At 38.9% G+C, this 19,289-nt stretch carries 23 protein-coding genes; 7 read left to right on the top strand and 16 right to left on the bottom strand.

Annotated elements, in window-relative coordinates:
* Nucleotides 1-52 precede the first annotated feature (52 nt).
* The 7 genes from atpA to NE363_RS17515 form a co-directional block, all read right to left on the bottom strand.
* The gene (atpA, locus tag NE363_RS17485; RefSeq protein ID WP_004705937.1) at nucleotides 53-1,597 is read right to left on the bottom strand and encodes a F0F1 ATP synthase subunit alpha; all 1,545 of its coding nucleotides are present in this window, start codon (nucleotides 1,595-1,597) and stop codon (nucleotides 53-55) included.
* A gap of 46 nt (nucleotides 1,598-1,643) precedes the next feature.
* Nucleotides 1,644-2,180, bottom strand: coding sequence for a F0F1 ATP synthase subunit delta (locus NE363_RS17490; RefSeq protein ID WP_004705938.1), 537 nt, complete (start codon nucleotides 2,178-2,180; stop codon nucleotides 1,644-1,646).
* A 12-nt stretch (nucleotides 2,181-2,192) separates the two neighbouring features.
* On the bottom strand, nucleotides 2,193-2,663 hold the full coding sequence (locus NE363_RS17495) for a F0F1 ATP synthase subunit B (RefSeq protein ID WP_002054137.1): 471 nt from the start codon (nucleotides 2,661-2,663) through the stop codon (nucleotides 2,193-2,195).
* 38 nt (nucleotides 2,664-2,701) lie between these two features.
* The gene (atpE, locus tag NE363_RS17500; RefSeq protein WP_000424060.1) at nucleotides 2,702-2,947 is read right to left on the bottom strand and encodes a F0F1 ATP synthase subunit C; all 246 of its coding nucleotides are present in this window, start codon (nucleotides 2,945-2,947) and stop codon (nucleotides 2,702-2,704) included.
* A gap of 84 nt (nucleotides 2,948-3,031) precedes the next feature.
* Entirely contained in the window at nucleotides 3,032-3,907 is an 876-nt protein-coding gene (atpB, locus tag NE363_RS17505) for a F0F1 ATP synthase subunit A (protein WP_004705939.1), read from the bottom strand.
* A gap of 104 nt (nucleotides 3,908-4,011) precedes the next feature.
* Nucleotides 4,012-4,410, bottom strand: a complete 399-nt coding sequence (locus NE363_RS17510) for an ATP synthase subunit I (protein WP_004705940.1) — start codon at nucleotides 4,408-4,410, stop codon at nucleotides 4,012-4,014.
* Nucleotides 4,411-4,580: 170 nt separating this feature from the next.
* Nucleotides 4,581-5,420, bottom strand: a complete 840-nt coding sequence (locus tag NE363_RS17515) for a metal ABC transporter solute-binding protein, Zn/Mn family (protein ID WP_288421777.1) — start codon at nucleotides 5,418-5,420, stop codon at nucleotides 4,581-4,583.
* 127 nt (nucleotides 5,421-5,547) lie between these two features.
* Here NE363_RS17515 and NE363_RS17520 point away from each other — a divergent pair, with 127 nt between their 5' ends.
* The 3 genes from NE363_RS17520 to znuB are packed head-to-tail and all read left to right on the top strand — an operon-like array spanning nucleotide 5,548 to nucleotide 7,619.
* Complete coding sequence (locus NE363_RS17520) at nucleotides 5,548-6,045, top strand: transcriptional repressor (protein WP_348884915.1); 498 nt, start codon at nucleotides 5,548-5,550, stop codon at nucleotides 6,043-6,045.
* On the top strand, nucleotides 6,018-6,806 hold the full coding sequence (znuC, locus tag NE363_RS17525) for a zinc ABC transporter ATP-binding protein ZnuC (protein ID WP_004705942.1): 789 nt from the start codon (nucleotides 6,018-6,020) through the stop codon (nucleotides 6,804-6,806). The genes NE363_RS17520 and znuC overlap by 28 nt, the downstream gene beginning before the upstream one ends.
* Nucleotides 6,807-6,809: 3 nt before the next feature.
* Nucleotides 6,810-7,619 (top strand): zinc ABC transporter permease subunit ZnuB, encoded by an 810-nt coding sequence (gene znuB / locus NE363_RS17530; protein ID WP_151685300.1) that lies wholly within the window; start codon nucleotides 6,810-6,812, stop codon nucleotides 7,617-7,619.
* Nucleotide 7,620: 1 nt separating this feature from the next.
* Here znuB and NE363_RS17535 read toward each other — a convergent pair whose 3' ends face one another.
* Entirely contained in the window at nucleotides 7,621-8,247 is a 627-nt protein-coding gene (locus NE363_RS17535) for a LysE family transporter (RefSeq protein ID WP_004705944.1), read from the bottom strand.
* A 157-nt stretch (nucleotides 8,248-8,404) separates the two neighbouring features.
* On the opposite strand from NE363_RS17535, the gene NE363_RS17540 reads away from it, so the two are divergent.
* Nucleotides 8,405-9,325: a Dyp-type peroxidase gene (locus tag NE363_RS17540; RefSeq protein WP_039252912.1), complete on the top strand. Its 921-nt coding sequence runs from the start codon at nucleotides 8,405-8,407 to the stop codon at nucleotides 9,323-9,325.
* A 131-nt stretch (nucleotides 9,326-9,456) separates the two neighbouring features.
* On the opposite strand, the gene NE363_RS17545 is transcribed toward NE363_RS17540, so the two are convergent.
* Both NE363_RS17545 and NE363_RS17550 read right to left on the bottom strand, forming a co-directional pair.
* Nucleotides 9,457-9,894 carry a hypothetical protein gene (locus NE363_RS17545; protein ID WP_240288404.1) on the bottom strand — a complete coding sequence of 146 codons (438 nt, stop codon included), beginning with the start codon at nucleotides 9,892-9,894 and terminating at the stop codon, nucleotides 9,457-9,459.
* Between the two features lie 239 nt (nucleotides 9,895-10,133).
* Complete coding sequence (locus tag NE363_RS17550) at nucleotides 10,134-11,831, bottom strand: NAD-dependent malic enzyme (protein WP_086496021.1); 1,698 nt, start codon at nucleotides 11,829-11,831, stop codon at nucleotides 10,134-10,136.
* A 496-nt stretch (nucleotides 11,832-12,327) separates the two neighbouring features.
* On the opposite strand from NE363_RS17550, the gene argS reads away from it, so the two are divergent.
* The gene (gene argS, locus NE363_RS17555; protein ID WP_445535537.1) at nucleotides 12,328-14,118 is read left to right on the top strand and encodes an arginine--tRNA ligase; all 1,791 of its coding nucleotides are present in this window, start codon (nucleotides 12,328-12,330) and stop codon (nucleotides 14,116-14,118) included.
* Between the two features lie 139 nt (nucleotides 14,119-14,257).
* Complete coding sequence (locus tag NE363_RS17560; protein ID WP_445535538.1) at nucleotides 14,258-14,878, top strand: SPOR domain-containing protein; 621 nt, start codon at nucleotides 14,258-14,260, stop codon at nucleotides 14,876-14,878.
* 43 nt (nucleotides 14,879-14,921) lie between these two features.
* Here the strand turns inward: NE363_RS17560 and NE363_RS17565 are convergent, their stop codons facing one another.
* The 6 genes from NE363_RS17565 to NE363_RS17590 form a co-directional block, all read right to left on the bottom strand.
* The gene (locus tag NE363_RS17565; RefSeq protein ID WP_039252904.1) at nucleotides 14,922-15,590 is read right to left on the bottom strand and encodes a glutathione S-transferase; all 669 of its coding nucleotides are present in this window, start codon (nucleotides 15,588-15,590) and stop codon (nucleotides 14,922-14,924) included.
* 113 nt (nucleotides 15,591-15,703) lie between these two features.
* Entirely contained in the window at nucleotides 15,704-16,111 is a 408-nt protein-coding gene (locus NE363_RS17570; RefSeq protein ID WP_019457989.1) for an OsmC family protein, read from the bottom strand.
* The gene (locus NE363_RS17575) at nucleotides 16,108-17,055 is read right to left on the bottom strand and encodes a pirin family protein (protein ID WP_004705952.1); all 948 of its coding nucleotides are present in this window, start codon (nucleotides 17,053-17,055) and stop codon (nucleotides 16,108-16,110) included. The genes NE363_RS17570 and NE363_RS17575 overlap by 4 nt, the downstream gene beginning before the upstream one ends.
* A gap of 159 nt (nucleotides 17,056-17,214) precedes the next feature.
* On the bottom strand, nucleotides 17,215-17,520 hold the full coding sequence (locus NE363_RS17580) for a DUF3861 domain-containing protein (RefSeq protein ID WP_004705953.1): 306 nt from the start codon (nucleotides 17,518-17,520) through the stop codon (nucleotides 17,215-17,217).
* A gap of 21 nt (nucleotides 17,521-17,541) precedes the next feature.
* Nucleotides 17,542-17,931, bottom strand: a complete 390-nt coding sequence (locus NE363_RS17585; RefSeq protein ID WP_191000854.1) for a Fur family transcriptional regulator — start codon at nucleotides 17,929-17,931, stop codon at nucleotides 17,542-17,544.
* Nucleotides 17,932-17,944: 13 nt separating this feature from the next.
* Nucleotides 17,945-18,472 carry a PadR family transcriptional regulator gene (locus NE363_RS17590; protein ID WP_445535539.1) on the bottom strand — a complete coding sequence of 176 codons (528 nt, stop codon included), beginning with the start codon at nucleotides 18,470-18,472 and terminating at the stop codon, nucleotides 17,945-17,947.
* Between the two features lie 273 nt (nucleotides 18,473-18,745).
* On the opposite strand from NE363_RS17590, the gene NE363_RS17595 reads away from it, so the two are divergent.
* The gene (locus tag NE363_RS17595; RefSeq protein ID WP_151749755.1) at nucleotides 18,746-19,243 is read left to right on the top strand and encodes a GNAT family N-acetyltransferase; all 498 of its coding nucleotides are present in this window, start codon (nucleotides 18,746-18,748) and stop codon (nucleotides 19,241-19,243) included.
* The last annotated feature ends 46 nt before the right edge of the window (nucleotides 19,244-19,289 follow it).

Raw genomic sequence — 19,289 nt, forward strand, 5'->3', positions numbered from 1 at the left:
CTTTCGAGCTTCCGAAGGTTGATCCGTGAACCAAACTTAACTAAAACTGAACTTAGTAAGTTTGAGTCGCTTTAAAGCTTTCAATACCTGCTTTGATTGCTGCTTCGATGTCTTTGTTGTAATCACCAGTTTCATCGATTTGTTTCATCAACGGAGCATATTCAGAACGGAAGTAAGCAATTAACGCAGCATCAAAGTCTACGATTTTCTTAACTTCTACGTCAGCCATATAGCCTTCGTTAGATGCATAAACAGAAACAGCTTGGTCAGCAATTGAGTAAGGAGCATATTGTTTTTGCTTCATTAACTCAGTTACACGTTGACCATGTTCAAGTTGCTTACGAGTTGCTTCATCAAGGTCAGAAGCGAACTGAGCAAACGCAGCCAATTCACGGTATTGTGCTAAAGCGGTACGGATACCACCAGACAATTTTTTGATGATCTTAGTTTGAGCAGAACCACCAACACGAGATACAGAGATACCCGCGTTCACAGCAGGACGGATACCTGCGTTGAATAATGATGTTTCTAAGAAGATCTGACCGTCAGTAATCGAAATTACGTTCGTTGGTACGAATGCAGATACGTCACCCGCTTGAGTTTCAATAATTGGCAATGCAGTTAAAGAACCAGTTTGACCAGTTACTGCGCCATTAGTGAATTTCTCAACGTAGTCAGCAGATACACGTGAAGCACGTTCAAGAAGACGTGAGTGAAGATAGAATACGTCACCCGGATACGCTTCACGACCTGGTGGACGACGTAAAAGCAATGAAATTTGACGGTAAGCAACAGCTTGCTTAGACAAATCATCATAAATGATAAGAGCGTCTTCACCGCGGTCACGGAAGTATTCACCCATTGTACAGCCAGAGTACGGAGCTAAATACTGCATTGCAGCAGGATCAGCAGCCGCAGCAGCGACAACAGTTGTATACGCCATAGCGCCAGTTTCTTCTAGCTTACGTACAACGTTTGCAATTGTTGATTGTTTTTGACCAATCGCAACGTATACACATTTAATGCCAGAGTTTTTCTGAGCGATGATCGCATCGATCGCCATTGCTGTTTTACCAGTTTGACGGTCACCAATAATCAACTCACGCTGACCACGACCCACAGGAATCATGGTATCAACTGATTTATAACCAGTTTGAACAGGCTCGTCTACAGATTGACGCCAAATTACGCCTGGTGCTACTTTTTCAACAGCATCAGTTAATTTTGCATCAATTGGGCCTTTACCATCAATCGGGTTACCCAAAGCATCTACTACACGGCCAAGAAGTTCAGGACCAACTGGAACTTCTAAAACACGACCTGTACAACGAGCTTTTTGACCTTCTTGAAGGCTTAGGTAGTTACCTAAAACAACGGCACCCACTGAATCCTGTTCTAGGTTCAGTGCCATACCAAATAAGCCGCCGTCGAATTCGATCATTTCACCGTACATTGCATCAGCAAGACCGTGAATACGCACGATACCGTCGGATACCATAACAATGGTACCTTCGTTTTTAGCGGTCGCGCTGGTGTCCAGATCTCCGATACGCTGTTTAATGAGCGCACTGATCTCGGATGGATTCAGTTGTTGCATTGCGCTATTCCTCAATCTTTTATTAGTTCAGTCTTCATCATTTGCATTATGCAAGAAGACGAGTACGCATTTTTTCAAGCTTGTTAAGCGCAGAATCATCTATCACTTGATCGCCTGCACGAATAACCACACCTGCAATCAAAGCAGGATTAACTTCTACAGAAACATTAACTGCTGCCTTGAAACGTTTTTCTAACGCATGTGCAAGCAATTGTTCCTGAACAGAAGTTAACGGAAACGCCGATTCAATCACGACATCAACCGTATTGTTATTCTGTGATTTAAGCTGTTCATATTCTGCTGCAATTTCAGGTAACAACACTAATCGATCGTTATCTGCAAGAAGTGTCAAAAAGTTAGACACTGCTTGAGATTGATCTTCACCTAAAACTTTAGCAAAAAGCTTCACTTGCTCCGCAGGAGTAAGTTCAGGGCGATTTAAATAAGCGGAAAATGCTTCGTCTTGCACCGCAGCACTGAGCACTTGTAACGCATTCGACCAATTGTCTGTTGCACCTTGCTCAGAAGCATAAGCAAATGCTGCTTTGGCATACGGACGTGCCAACGTCAAGAGTTCAGCCATAATTCGCCTCGCTTAAAGTTTAGCAGCCAGCTGAGACAGCATGGCGTTATGAGCTTCTGCATCAACTTGTTGGTTCAGGATCTTTTCTGCACCAGTTACTGCCAAGGCAGCTACTTGTTGACGTAATTCTTCGCGAGCAGAATTGATCTCTTGATCAACAACTTCTTTAGCTTGTTGACGAATACGCTCACCTTCAGCCGCAGCTTGAGTACGAGCTTCTTCGATCAATTGCGCTGCACGACGGTTCGCTTGTTCGATCAATTGAGCCGCTTGTGCTTTAGCTGCATCAAGTTCTTGCTTCACTTGCGCTTGTGCATCGGCAAGGTCAGCTTTCGCTTTTTCTGCTGCATTTAAGCCATCAGCGATTTTACGCTGACGCTCACTAATCGCATTGATTAGTGGTGGCCAAACAAACTTCATGCAGAATGCGACAAAAAACGCAAACGCAATCGCTTGACCAATCAATGTGAGGTTGATATTCATTGCAATTCCTCAAATAGTGGATTTAGGAATTAAGCTGATTAACCTACAAATGGATTAGCGAAGATGAAGAACAAGCCAATACCAACACCGATCATAGGCACAGCATCAAGAAGACCCGCGATTAAGAACATACGAGTTTGAAGTTGTGGAGCTAATTCTGGTTGACGAGCTACAGCTTCTAAAAAGCGACCACCCAAAAGACCAAAACCAATCGCAGTACCCAAAGCACCGAAAGCGATCAAGATAGCAGATGCAATTGCAACTAGACCTAAAGTGAGTTCCATGAAAAATTCCTCAGAGGTTAGGTTATTACCAAATTAAATTAAAAAAATTCAGCCCAACCATCATTTGATAGTTAGGCAATACCATTAATGTTTTTCGCTTGCCATGCTCAAGTAAACGATGGTAAGCATCATAAAGATGAATGCCTGCAACGTGATTACAAGAATGTGGAAGATCGCCCAAGGCACAGATAACGCCCATTGAATCCAAAACGGCAATAATGCAATCAGGATAAAGATTAACTCACCGGCATACATGTTACCGAACAGTCGGAGAGCCAATGAAATAGGACGAGCAAGGAATGTTACCAATTCCAAAATCAAGTTCACTGGAATAAGCAACGCTTTTGCAACTGGATTACTTGGGTTAAATGGGTTAAGTGCCAACTCGCCTACGAAACCGCCAACACCCTTCTCGCGGATGCTGTAGAACAAGATAAGTACAAATACAGATAAAGACATACCAAGGGTAATGTTTGGATCTGTAGATGGAACGATCTTGAAGTAAACGTGGTGAGGGTTCATACCAAATACGTTAGCACCAATAAATGCAGCTACTTGAGGAATCCAGTCAACTGGGATCAAGTCCATTAAGTTCATGAGGAAAATCCACACGAAAATAGTGAGTGCAAGTGGAGCGATTAAACGTGATTTGCCATGAAAAGTATCACGGACACTTGAGTCAACAAACTCAATGATCATTTCAATTGCAGATTGGAATTTTGTTGGAACACCAGCTTTCGCAGTTTTCGCAACCATCCAAAATAACAAACAGAAAATCACACCAAGGCCAATTGACCAACCCATTGAATCCAAGTGAATTGCAGTGAACCCCATCGAATGAGCTTCTTCAGCAGTCTCAGCCAATTTCCATGTACCATCTGGCATTTTGCCATAGGTCATATTGGTCAAGTGATGCTTGATATACTCTGTCGAAGTGAGGGCATGTTCTTCAGCAGCCATAAATCACACCTGGTCAATGTCAATTACTAAAAAGAAGGGAAACGAACATCGGCGTACTGTCGATATCTCGCCACCCTCCAAAAAATCTTCAATTCTTCTTGTTTCTATACTCGTTTTTGTAGACGTGAAACCCAAAAAGGAGCAACCCACGACATCATTTGAACGAGGATAAAACCAAACAGCAATGCTAACGGTGATAAAGGTTTAACATTGCTCAAAATCAAAATAAATCCAACGATCATGATTGCAAATTTGCCTAACATGCCCCTATACATGTTAGACAGCACTTGTTTCGATGCTCTCGCACCTGCTGTTCTGAAGGATTGCCACGCAAAATAACTGGTAGCAAGCCAGCAGACCAATGCACCAAGTGCCGCACTTAATGCTGCTGTCATGTCTTTTATGCTCCACGCCACAAGTGCGGAAACAGGGATCATGCATGCTTGTAAGAAGACCAAAGCTTTTGCTAATCGTCGGTCAATCAAGCGACTAGTTTGGCTCATTATTTATCCACTCACAGCATAAATGCTTGACAAGTTTAGCTGATGATCGCTTTTAATCGCAGGCATTATAGAGTTACACCCCTGAACATGCAATCTTTTCCCGACTTTAGTCGGGGTTTTTCGTGACAGGTGGTGCTGACGCTACAGTCAGCCTTTGTTTACTTTTTATCTTACTTTTGCGTATTTAATACGCATTTATCGGTTTTTATAGCCAGTTTCTTCCATGCTGTTACAAAATCGTCCTCATTATTCATACTTTCATCAACGGGTTGGAAGGTAATACTGCCCAGTTTCTGATATTGACCTTTTGTTGTGAAACTTTCTGCAAGTAAACACATCTGAGGTTTTGGTCGATTATCATTAAGATACTTAATTTGAGCCGCTGTAGGCGCAACATGCGGGTCATCCGTTAAAGCACCGGCAAACTTTAAATTAAGCGAGCGTTCCAAATACTGATAAGCATCATGATAAGACCAATAAGGTTTACCATTACTTGAGCTATCGTAAGCTTGAGCTGCCTGCAACATATTCCGAGCAAATGCATTAGCATTATTCCAATATTTCGCTTTACTTTCAGGATGCTGCTGCGAACGCAAAGCCGCAATAAAAAAGCCAATCCGTACTGCATTGTTTGGTTCTAACCAGACATGTGTATCTACAGTATTTGGTAACGCCACGCCACGCGTATTACGCTGTGGCAAAATAGTAAGAATACCACTGTCTAATAAAGAAATTGCTTTCTTATTGTTACTCAGCAATTTGTTTAAAGGAGCTTCATGAGCTTTTCCTAACCAAATCACCAAAGAAGCATCATTGATTGCTTTACGATGTGCTGGGGTGAGTTGTACGTCATGCCCACTTTGCCCTTGTAGCAATAACTGAGGCTCTTCAACGCCTTTAGTAATTTCTTTTGCAATCAAATAGATTGGATGTGTAGAGACAACCAAACCCTGACTCCAACCTAGCGTACTCATTAGAGAGAACATACTGAAAACAAAAACGCGGAACATGACAGACCATCAATTAGTAATAGCTCGAAGCATGTTATAATATAACAAAGTTACAAAAATACCTAAGATTAATCGAATGAAGCATCGCTTCATGCTAATATTCCATTAAAAATTTGAGGTTATGTCTATGAGTTCTTGCAAGCATGAACATCATGATTCTTTGCATGGTGTGCATGATCACCATAATGTCGCAAGTCGTTTAGCTGAAGCAGAAACTTTATGTTCTGCGGTTGGTGCACGTCTTACGCCTTTACGTAAAGAAGTTCTTGAACTCATTTTAAATGCTTCAGGTCCAATGGGTGCGTATGACTTATTAGCACGTATTAAAAGTCAAACTGATCGTCCTGCCGCTCCTCCTACTGTTTATAGAACTTTAGACTTCTTATTAGAAAAAGGTCTAATTCATCGCTTAACATCTATTAATGCTTATATTCCATGCTGTCATCCACGCGAAGGACATCAAGCTGCATTCTTAATTTGCACCGAATGTCACACTGTTAAAGAAGCATCTTCACAAGGTCTGACTCAACAACTCGACCAACTTGCAGCTTTAGATGATTTCACAGCACAACACAGCATTATTGAAATTTCGGGGAAATGCCAGCAGTGCCGCACAGCTCGCTAAATCCTGTATTGATTCAACTTGAACAGGTTTCTGTTCACCGTGATGATCGGGATATATTAAAAAAAGTCGATTTTGATCTGCATCAAAATGAAATTGTGACCTTAATTGGTCCAAATGGTGCGGGTAAGTCGACTTTAATTAAAGTTCTACTTGGAATTTTAAAACCAAGTAGCGGACGTGTCATAAGCGACAAAAAACTAAAAATGGCTTATGTCCCTCAAAAGTTTAACCCTTCTCATAGTCTTCCTTTACGTGTTCAAGATTTATTAGATCTTGAAAAATGTAGCCCTGCCCTTCGCCAAGAAATTATTCAAGACACTGGCATTGCAAAGCTACAACAATCAAAAGTACAGCAGCTTTCTGGTGGAGAGCGCCAACGTGTGCTGCTTGCACGTGCTTTACTTAGAAAGCCAGATATCCTCGTTCTTGATGAACCGATGCAAGGTCTAGATATTCAATCTGAAGCTGAGCTTTATGAGTATGTGCGTAGTCTGCCGGAGCGTTATGGATGTGCCATTTTAATTGTTTCCCACGATTTACAGTGGGTTATGCAAGGGACGCATAGAGTTGTTTGTTTAAATAAACATATATGCTGCAGCGGTTTACCTGAAAATATTCAACAGCATCCTGAGTATCAGGCAATATTTGGTACCCAGCGAGTTTTTTATCAACACCATCATGACCACTGTGCGCATGGTGATGCAGCACACCCCTGCCCTCACAATAGTCGACCTCACATTCACCCAGAACCGGAAGCTTAAGCCATGATGGAATGGTTACAATTATTGTTGCCCGCATGGATTATGGGAACCCTATTGGTCTTTTTGACCGCACCACTTGGTTGTCTCATGCTATGGAGACGTATGTCTTTTTTTGCAGACACCATGGCACATGGAACCTTACTTGGGGTAGCAATTGCTGGTGCTTTAAGCCTTCCTTTGTGGCTTGGCGTGGCAGGTACTGCCATTTTATTAGTCGCTATTTTATGGGCACTGCATGACAATCGTTTGCCAAACGATGCTCTACTAGCTTTATGCTCCGCAACATTACTATGTAGTGGTCTTCTATTTATTCAACATGTTCCAAGTTTAAGACCAGAGCTTTTAAGTTATTTATTCGGTGATTTACTCAGTATCGACTGGCACGATTTACCTGTTTTCACATTAATTATTGCCGTATCACTGGCAATTCTTTATCGTTTTTGGCAACCTCAAATTCAAATTGCCATTGATCCAGACATTGCGATTAGTGAAGGCGTAAATGCAAAATGGCAGCGTCTCATTTTTATGTTACTGCTAGCCTTATTTACAGTATTAGCTTTACGAGCAGTAGGTTCACTTTTAATGGGTGCCTTACTGGTTATTCCAGCATTGAGCGCTCGACTACTCGCTCATTCACCAAAGCAAATGGTTATTTGGGCTTTTGTTTTAGCTCAACTTGGTGTCAGTGTCGGCCTATGGTCAAGCGCAGCGCTAAATATCTCGACTGGCCTCAGTATTGTTTTATGTATGGCTTTGAGTTTTGCTCTTATTTTCATGGTTCAAAAAATCAAAAACCAAACTCAAGCAGCCTAAATCAGGCTGCTTGATGAACTGTACTGAGTAATAACGCCGCGCAACTAAACATGACAGCAAAACCACGATTTAAATATTTTTGTTGTTTAGGTGAACGAAGTAATCTTAAAACCTTTGATGCCAGCCCTGTATATCCAGCCATTACAATTAAATCAATGGTAATCATAGTAGCTGCCATAATCAGATATTGTATCCATTGAGGTTTGCTTAAATCTAAGAACTGAGGCAAAACCGCCAATAAAAATACAATCGCTTTTGGGTTACTGATATTGACCACAAAGCCATTCAATAGCAGCGCTGAAATAGATTTATTCTTTTTTTCATGCTGAATTTCAATGTCTTTTATAGGCGCAGTCCACTGCAAATAGGCTAAATACAATAAATAAGCTACCCCAAACCATTTAACCATCTGAAAAGCCAACGGCGTCGTCGCGAATAAAACGCCTACGCCCGCCGCTACAATCATGATTTGAATTAACAAAGCAATTTGCAAACCAATCGCATTCCAGTAACCATGTCTAAAACCATAGTTTAGACCACTCGACATAGAAGCAATCGCGCCCGCTCCAGGAGAAATACTAATAACCCAACAGGCCAGCATATAAGCAAACCAAATTTGCAAAGACATAATGAAATAAACAATAAAAGTGGAATTATACCGTTTTATAAAACTATCGTGGCGATAATTCAAACAATAAAATCAATAAATAGACTACTAACAGCTCTTCGCATCAGGCACAATAATTGAAGCTCATACTAAATTATAATTGAGGAGATACCTTCCAATGACTGCTCAATCTGTCATTTTGCCATTACCATCTGATCATGCCCGTTTTATTGTTCTTCGCTTAAAAGATCTAACAATTGCTGAATTAAAAGAACAACTCGAAGCTTTATTCGAAACACGTGACCGTCTCATTACTCAGCATTCAGACGCGCAAATCAAAACAGCAGTCGCTTTTGGTCCAGAACTCTGGAAACAGCTTTACAGTCAATCTCCTGCTGGCTTTAAACAACTTGAACCAGAAAATGGTGCATTCAATATGCCTGTCGTACCAGCTGATGTGCTTATTCACATTGCCAGTATGCGTTCAGATATTTGTTTTGCATTAAGCCAAGCATTTTTTGAAGGTATTAAAGATAAAGTTGAAGTTCTGGATGAACGTGTTTGCTTCCGTTATTTCGATGGTCGCGATATTACTGGCTTTATAGATGGTACCGAAAATCCTCAATTTCCAGACGACCGCGCAGAAACCGCTCTGCTTCCAGAAAGTGCTGGAGTATTTGCAGATGGTAGTTTCATATTTGCACAGCGCTATGCACATGACTTGGAAAAATGGAAAAAACTTAAAGTCGATGCGCAAGAAAATGTCATGGGACGTACCAAACTTGAATCTATTGAATTAGATGATGACGTTAAACCAGACAATGCTCACGTTGCTCGTACTGTCGTTGAAGATGATGAAGGCGAAGAAATGGAAATTTTACGCCATAGCTTACCTTATGGCGATGGTAAAGGTGATCAAGGCTTATTCTTCATTGCTTATACTAAAGACCTGAACATTATTGATGCTATGTTAAAGCGTATGTTTGGCACAAGTGGCGATGGCATTCATGACCGCCTATTGCATTTTGTAACGCCACTAGACGGCGCATACTACTTTGCACCAAGTGAAGAATTATTAGAAGAAGTTTTAGAGGATTAAGTTTTTTAAAAAGTAGCTATCACCACGGTAGCTACTTTTTTATTTAAAACCAAAAAACAAGGACTTTGATATTTTACAAAGATATTATCTTTACCTTTATAAATTAATAAAAATCACTCTTAAATATAAACTTAAGGCCCATTCGCATTTCTTATTTCAACCACTTCATTACAGTCTTTAGAAGTTGAATAAACAAAAATTCGTTTATCTTGATTTTCTAGAAAAATGGCATCTTTATTTTCACCAAAGGCATTTTTAGAAATATCACATTTATAAGCTGACAGTTGAAAGTTTTTTACGACTTCACATTTAGACTCAATAATATTGTCATTAAAACCATACCATCGCGCAATATTTGGATTTGAACAAGAGATTTCCCCTACTTGATCAGCTGTTTTAACTGCTTTACCCACACTCTCTTTCTTTTCACTTACAGCAGAGCCTGATTGATTTTTATCCGCCCGCACCACATCTGACTTATGACTAGCATCATGTTGAGCTTTATCTGGACTTTTATCGCTACAAGCCATTAAAGCGCCTATAAAAATTAAAATATAAATATTTTTCATGAAAAAGTACTCATAATTATGTGTTATTTAAAAACTGATCTTAATTAAATCCATTACCTAGCAAGTATATCTAATATTAACTAAAGCAAAAATTACAAATAACTTATGATTTTAGATTAGTAATATTTTCTAAAAGTGAATCATCTATTTTATTTTTAGAAGATTTTAAAAACTTCTGTAGCCAAATTAAGTTAATAAAAAAGGGAGTACTTTACTCCCTTTTTTACACGTCTAATATTTTAGAAAGGAATACGCTTATATTTACGGTATTCAGGTTTCCAGAATGATTGTTCAATCTTCTGTTTAAGTAAATCATCGCTAATGGTTACAGCCACACCATCTGCCATTGCAGCTTTTGCTACTTCAAATGCAATCACTTTAGACACTTGTTGAATTTCGCCCAAAGGTGGCAATAAGTCAGCTTGTGGATCTTTCAACAATGGTGAACAGTCTGCTAATGCACTACTTGAAGCCATAAGCATGTTTTCTGTAACACGTTTAGCACCTGATGCCACTACACCCAAACCAATACCAGGGAAGATGTATGAGTTGTTACACTGCGAAATATTGTAAAGTTTGCCATGATGATTTACAGGTGCAAACGGACTACCCGTTGCAATTAATGCTTTACCTTCAGTCCATTCCACAATATCAGCCGGTACAGCTTCAACACGTGAAGTAGGGTTAGACAACGGCATCACAATTGGTCGCTCACAATTAGCAGCCATAGTCTTAATAATTTCTTCAGTGAATAGACCTGGTTGGCCAGAAACACCGATTAAAACTGTAGGTTTAGCATTCTTGACAACATCAAGCAGTGAAATCACTTCTTCAATGTTGCCCCATTGGTCTACCACTTCAGCTTTTTGAGCTAACTTACGTTGGAAGTCTAATAGGTTTGGCTGATTTTCAGTGATCAAACCAAAGCGGTCTACCATGTACACGCGAGCACGCGCTTCAGCATCGGTTAAACCTTCTGCAATCATTTGTGCAACGATTTGCTCTGCAATACCACAGCCAGCGGAACCTGCACCTAAGAAAGCAATTGTTTGGTCTTTTAACTGTTTACCTGCTGCACGGCTTGCAGCAATCAAACTACCGACAGATACCGCCGCTGTTCCTTGAATATCATCGTTAAAACAACAAATCTTGTCGCGATATTTTTCTAATAATGGCATCGCATTTTTTTGTGCGAAATCTTCAAATTGAATGAGTGCTTTTGGCCAACGACGTTTTACGGCCTCAATCACCATATCTACAAAGTCATAGTATTCATCACCACTAATACGTGGTTGACGCCATCCCATATAAATCGGGTCATTTAATAATTGAGGGTTATTCGTCCCTACATCAATTGTGATTGGCAATGTGTAAGCAGGACTAATACCACCACATGCGGTATAAAGTGAGAGTTTCCCAATTGGAATACCCATACCACCAATACCTTGGTCACCAAGACCCAAGATACGCTCACCATCAGTAATCACGATGACTTTGACATTGTTTTTATTAACGTTTTGTAAAATATCATCAATCACATCACGATCTGGATATGAAATAAAAATACCACGATGACGGCGATAGATATCAGAAAAACGTTGGCAAGCCTCACCCACTGTTGGGGTGTAAATAATCGGCATCATTTCTTCAAGATGATTTTCGATTAAGTGATAAAAAAGAGTTTCGTTGGTATCTTGGATATTGCGTAAATAGATGTGCTTATTTATATCATCATTAAAAGCGCAATATTGCTGATAAGAGCGTTGGCTTTGCTCTTCAATAGTTTCAATAATATGTGGAAGTAACCCGTGTAAGTTAAAGTTACTTCTTTCTTCTTGAGTGAAAGCAGATCCTTTATTTAAAAGGGGTAACTCTAAAAGTGTATAGCCTGCATAAGGGATATAAAGTGGGTGTTTACTTGGGTGTCCTGATATCATTGCCTGTCTCATTTTCCAGCTTAGAACTCCGAAAAGTACAGTTTCAGCACTCTCTAAAGCTCGTTGTATGCGTAAGCTTAAGACTATTTGAGACGAAATAGGTATTTTAAACCGTGATATTAAAATTGAAGACTATTTAGTAAATATATAATATAAAATAAATATTAAAAATTAATTACTTATGATTTACTAGTTTTTTAAAATCATTCTCTATTAACACTATACTGGGCTTACAATCCTATAATTTTTCAGCCTATTACATTTTTATAAAAAATACCAAGTGTTTTACTAGCTTATAATTTAGAAAATATTGTCTAAAAAGCCTATATTTACGTGCTTTTAGAATTTACTTAGGCTTATTTTTCAATATTTACAAAAAAAATAGTTGTAGGGAACGAAAAGAAAGAAATTCAGTGAAAGCGTTAAATGCACTCCCCCAACTCATAGGAAATTTGCTATATTTGACGTTTTTCTGCGACATCTATTTTCGATTGATATGAATACGGCAATACAAGCAGCTCTCGACCATGCAGTGCAAACCCTTCAGCAAGAAGGCGTGCTTCCTTCGGATTGGAATAATTCAAGCAATTTAACGCGCACCAAAGACCGAAGCCATGGCGACTTTGCTTCTAATATTGCCATGATCGGCTCTAAAGCTGCTGGTATGAAACCACGTGATTTAGCTGAAAAAATTCTTGCGGCTCTACCAGAAGTTGCAGATATCAGTAAAGCTGAAATCGCAGGTCCTGGTTTTATCAATTTCTTCTTAAATGCAGACCAGCGTTTTGCGATTCTTGATCAAATTCAAGCTCAAAAAGAAATCTTTGGCCGTAGCCAATCAAATGCAGCGAAAAAGATTCAAGTTGAATTCGTTTCTGCAAACCCGACATCTAGCCTACACGTAGGGCATGGCCGTGGTGCTGCTTATGGTATGACTGTTGCAAACTTGCTTGAAGCAACAGGTGCTAAAGTTGATCGCGAATACTATGTAAATGATGCTGGCCGTCAAATGGATATTTTGGCGACTTCTACCTATTTACGTTATTTAGAATTATTGGGCCAAGACCTTGTATTTCCAAAAAATGCTTATCAAGGCGACTACGTTAAAGAGATTGCTCAAAGCATTATCGACAAAGATAACAATGCATATGTTCGTGATGTAGCAGACGTCTATAAAGACGTGCCAGAAGACGTGCAATATGCAGATGAACTCGATAGCGAAGGCAATAAAGTTGTATTGTCTGGTGACAAAGAAAAACACATTGATGGTCTTATTGCCAACTCACAACAATTATTAGGTGAAGGCTACCGTGTTTTCCATCAAGCAGCTCTTCATGCGATTTTAGATGACATTAAAGATGACCTTGCCGACTTTGGCGTAACTTTCAATCAATGGTTCAGTGAAGCATCTCTTAGCGCAAAAATTGATGAAGCTTTAGAAACACTTGATCAACGTGGCTTCCTTTATGAAAAAGATGGCAACATCTGGTTTAAATCGACTGAGTTTGGCGATGAAAAAGACCGTGTTGTTAAGCGCCGTAATGGTCAAACGACTTACTTTGCCTCTGACATTGCTTACCACTTAAATAAATTACAACGTGGTTATACTGACCTTGTTGATATTTGGGGTTCTGACCACCACGGCTATATCTCTCGCGTAAAAGCTGCTATTGATGCGATGGGTTATGACTCGAAAAAATTGACTGTTCTTTTAGTTCAGTTCGTAAGTTTGTGGCGCGGTGGTGAGATGGTTCAAATGTCATCTCGTTCAGGTCAATTCGTGACTTTACGCGACTTACGTAAAGAAGTTGGGAACGATGCTGCTCGTTTTTACTATGTAATGCGTAAAAGCGAACAACACATTGACTTTGACTTAGATCTTGCTGTATCACAAAGCAAAGATAATGCGGTGTATTATATTCAATACGCTCATGCACGTATTTGCCGTATGTTAGAAAAAGCAGCAAGCACTGGCTTACAATTTGAAGTAAGTGCAGCTCGTTCACATACTGCACGTTTATCACTTGATGCAGAAACTGAAATTCTTGCTAAACTGGCTGCATATCCAGACGTTGTGTTACGTGCTGCTAATGCGTATGAACCGCACCAAGTAGGTAACTACTTAAAGGAATTAGCTGCGCTATTCCACGGTTGGTACAATGAACACAAAGTTTTAAGTGATGATGCTGAACTTACACAAGCACGCTTATTACTTTCAATCAATGTACAACAAGTATTGCGTAATGGCTTAGAATTACTTGGTGTTTCTGCACCTGAAGCCATGTAAATAAATGCTGGATATTTGGTAGAACTACATATTCAGCCATGCTGTAAAAGACATCGCTTTGTGATGATATAAACCTTACAGAGCGATGTTTTAAAGTAAACTCGAAAGAAAACAATCAAAAGACAGAGGAATAATCCACGTGTTTGGCAAAACGCAACGCGGTGTATCTGAAAGACCTAATAAGCCTAAAAAGCCTTTAATCCCTAAATGGCTAGGGACACTTGTCGCTATTTTAGTCGTCTTATGCATTGCGGTAATGCTCATGCTGTGGAAACCGTGGCAACCTGTTTCTTCAAAAAATCAGATTACGTCTGATCACTATAAAGAAGAAGAGACCAATAAAGACTATCGCTTTTATGATCTATTGCCTCAGCAACAAGTAACCCCTATTCCGGAACAAGCAATCCCTGAAAGTAAAAATCAGGGTACAGCAATGATTGTAGAGGCGCCTAGTACAGCACAACCTGCTACATCTGAGTCTGTTGCTACTACTGATAGCGATGACTCTACAGCTGCGGCCCCTCAACAACCAAATTACATTTTACAAGTCCGTAGCTATACAGATCCCGATCAAGCAGATGCTCGTCGTGCAGAAATTATTTTAAATGGCTTATCTGCCGATGTAGTCAAAAGTTCTGAAAATGGTAAGACTTGGTACCGTGTTATTTCTGGTCCATATGATACTCAAGATGCTGCGCTTGCAGCCCAGCAAACATTACAACATAGTGGTATTGACTCTATCGTAATTAAACGCAAATAAAGCAAGAGTGATAAAAAAGGAACAAATATTTGTTCCTTTTCTTTTATATGTCAGCACAATTTCTTTCGTTTGAACCCAAACTCTTTTGTTTTGCCTTTTGAAAAGCTGGCCGTTGCTGAATACGATGTAAAAAGGCTTGAATATGCGGATATTTACCTTGTAAACGCGACTGAAGAGCTTCTAGTGGAAAGCTCATTTGAATATCAGCAAATGAAAAATCCCCTGCAAAATATTCATGTTCAGATAAGTAGTTTTCTAAAAAACTAATATGATCTTTCATACGTGGACGAACAAAACTTGCCTTAACCCCTTCTGTGATTTTTTTTGCTACAGGTTGGATTAACCATGGCACGTGTTTGTTTACACTATTCATAACTAAAGTCATGACCAATAAAGGCATAAGTGAACCTTCAGCATAATGCATCCAGTAAATATATTGCTGTAAATCCTGAGATTGCTTAGGTTTAAATTGCTGATTTTGATCGTAACGCTGCTGTAAATACTCCAAAATCACAGCAGATTCTGCGATGACTTGCTCATCGTCTGTCAAAATTGGGGCTTTGCCGAGGGGATGAATACATTTCAGTGTTTCTGGCGCAGAATAGTTGGGAAGACGTTGATAATAATGAATATCATAATCTAAGCCTAATTCTTCTAAAGCCCATAAAATCCGAAACGATCGCGAACATTCCAGGTGGTGTACACTAATCATGCTATTTCCTACTTTTATTTTTCTTTTTTACATAAAAAACAGCATGTGAACATGCTGTTTTATTCCATTTGTGGGATGGATATAAAATCATCCACCACAACAAAATAGCATTTTTACACTGTAACAAGCACAGTATGAATGTCTAAACTACGTAACAAAGTTTTAGTAACAGGCGTTTTACTACACACTGTTAATATTTTTTGCTGTAGTTCTTCGCTTGGTAACTGTTTAAAAACAATACGACGTTCAATATGTTCTTCATGCTCACGATTGGTATGAAAATCAATTTCAACTGAGAACTCACCAAAGTCATAATCTTTATGCTTTGCATACATTCTTAAAGTAATAAGTGTACAAGCTGCCAGACTTCCCGTAAGTAAATCATAAGGAGCTGGACCTTGGTCATGCCCTTCCAACTTCTCTGGTTCATCACAAAAATATTGATGACGACCACTGGTGATTTCGCCCTTCCACTGCTCAGCAAGAGGCTTTGCTTTACTGCTTGCGATTACTGCTGTCATTTTGATGCTCTCATTTGATCCGGAAGAACTGGCGCTTCTAAACGCGCACCCACGTAGTCTGGAATTTCACCAAAACGCACATCATGATTAATCCACTGCTCCCGCGCTTCTTTTAAATCATCCATTGTACGTGCAACAAAGTTCCACCATAGTAAAATTGGAGTTTCAAACGGTTCACCGCCTACTAACAGCACACGGTTCCCTTTCTTTACTTCAATTTCAATTTCACTTAAACCCGTATCTAATACAACCATGTTGTCGGCAGTGAGTTCATGGCCATTCACATGGGCAACCCCATCTAATGCCATAAAACCATATTCAAACTCAGGATTTAGTGGAATACGTGTTTTAGTATCTTCGGTAGCAATTAAATCAACACCTACTAACGGCGTATGCACTGCAACTGGGGAAGTAGTTGCCAAGTATTCACCCACAAGGACGGTAAACTCTAAACCATCCTTTTCAACAACAGGTAGTTCTGGGTAGTGTTCAAATTTAGGATCCATATTGCGCTTATGGTCAGGCAATGCGATCCAAAGCTGGGCAGCATGCATTTGAGTTTCTGTATCAGGGGCAACTTCTGTATGAGAGATACCATGACCTGCTGTCATCAGGTTTACTTGTTTAGGACGGATCAATTGCTTTGAACCTAAACTATCAGTATGCATCATGGTGCCTTCAATCATCCACGTGAAAGTTTGCAAACCAATGTGAGGATGAGGACCAACATCTAGACCATCACCCGCTGGAAAAGTTACTGGGCCTGCATGATCTAGGAAACACCACGCACCAATCATTCGCTTTTGACGGCTAGGTAAAGCCCGCTTAATGACTGTCCCCTGTCCAATTTCAGCAGAGCGAATTGGAAATTCCTGAATAAATTGATTGGCAAATTTCTCACAATCTTTTGAATCAGAAATATCGTAATCATTATTATTGCTCATGATATTACTCTCTTTTACCTATGCTTTTGCAATGAGTTGTTATACTGATCTTAACAATACACTCATTATTCAATATAGTCTTTTAGTAATACACAGGGTGTTATGAATGAGACAATCCTTTTTTTAGTTATAAAAATAAATAAAGCTGCATTCAGCAGCTTAAGATGACTGAGTTTTAACGAGCTGTTTTAGATTTTTCATAAATTGTCCGAACTGCGGAAAGAACTCTTGAAACAATGCATGATCTCGATTTTCCAGCATGACTTCACTAAATAACTTTAGACCAACAGCAAAAGATTTTGTGGTTTGATCATCGAAAAATTCTGCATTCTTTAACTTTTCAACAATCTCAAAAATATCGTCATGATTACCAGTATAGAACTCAAGTCTTTCCGTATAAGTAGAAACTTCGCCTTTGGCATCTTTTAAATGTTGTACAGTAACGTGATATTGATGCTGTTTCATATATAAATTCTCTATCAAAAATTAATGGTTTTGGATAATTTCAATCTGCTTTAAGTCAACTTGAAATTGATTAAATACCGATTGCAAACTCGCTAGAAATTGTTCTTGTTTGGCTTCTGTCAGTTCTGCACATTGAATCTGTAGCAGTTGATTATTGGCTAAGTCTGATAAGTTAAATTTGGCTTCACCTCGTTGGAAATGAGTATTTGAAATTAGGCGTGCTCCTACCAAATCACTGACCACCCGATAAACTGTTGCCAAACTCAACTTCTGTTTTTGGGTATATAGCTTTTGATAAATCTGTTTAACCGTTAGATCTTCTGCTTGCTGTTGAATTAAAGACAAAACAGCAAGTCTTGGATGAGTGACTTTTAGGCCCGCTTCTTTGATTTTTTGCTGTAGCTCTAACATGTTGTATCTCAACTTATAGACGCCCGATTGCAACCGCAGCCTGATCAATTTTTTCGGCAATTTGATAGATCTGCTCTTGCTTCAAGTCAGTAGTATTCAATTTCAAACGTAAGGCTGTTTTTAAATTTTCCATGGCGCGGTGAATTTCAATTAATTGATCATTACTGTGAATTTCACGTCTTAAGCGTAATTTTTCTAACAGTGCACTTAACTTATCTTTTTGTTCAGTTAAATAAGCCTCACCAAACTCCGTAATTTGATATTGCTTACGCTCTACATCCACTAAGTTAATTAAATTCATTTCTTCAAGACTGGTTAAAGTCGGATAAATTGTTCCTGCACTAGGCGTATAGCCATCACCGACTAAATCACTTATTTCTTTAATAATTTCATAACCATGCTTAGGACTTTGCTGAATAAGGTGAAGGACTAAAAGTTTCATTCGTCCAGCTTCAAAAAGTCTTCCACGACGCCCCGAACGGTGATGGCCGTGGTGATGTTCATTGTGCTCAGTATGATGATGTTCTGATTGTTGTTTCATCTTTGAAGATTCTCTAATATGTTTAATTTATGCATATTAAGATATATCTTAATATATCTTTTATCAAGTATAAGTAATAATATATGATCTATTGTATTGATAGTTATTAAGATTAATTTTTATCTTTAAAAGTTAAGCAATAAAAAAGAGTGCTTAAGCACCTTACTAGGTAGTTTCCTGAGAAGAAATTTAAGCTGACGAAAGAAAAGAATATTTATGATGAATTTCTTATAAAATGTAATACGTTAATTTTTCTCTTTAATCATAAATAATATGCACTTGTGTTATGTAAGCGATTTAACATTAGCAGATGCGTCTAATTTAGTTAGACTTTATACAAATGATACGACTAGAAAGTATTTAGGTGGACCCTTGGAAGTATCTCTAGCTCAAACGCGAGCACATACTGATATTAATACTCCAAGTAAATTACCTATTTGGGCAATTCGATCTTCTACTGATCATAATTTTCTAGGAATTATATCTCTGGATACTCATCATGACGGCTCAGATATCGAAGTATCATATGAATTGCTGCCGGAATATATGGGATATGGATATGCAACTCAAGCACTTGAATTTGTTTTAAATTATTCATTTAATGAGTTAAATCTTAAGAAAGTAATAGCTGAGACTCAAACACAGAACAAAGCATCAATCAAATTACTAGAACGTGTTGGAATGGTTTTTGAGAAATCAGTAGAACGTTTTGGTTCAAATCAAAGTATTTTTTTTATTACTAGTCACCAGTATATCGATAAACATAAATAATGCTTTTATCAATAGACATAAAAAAGGCAGGATTAAATCCTGCCTT

This window comes from Acinetobacter sp. G18 (assembly GCF_052660225.1).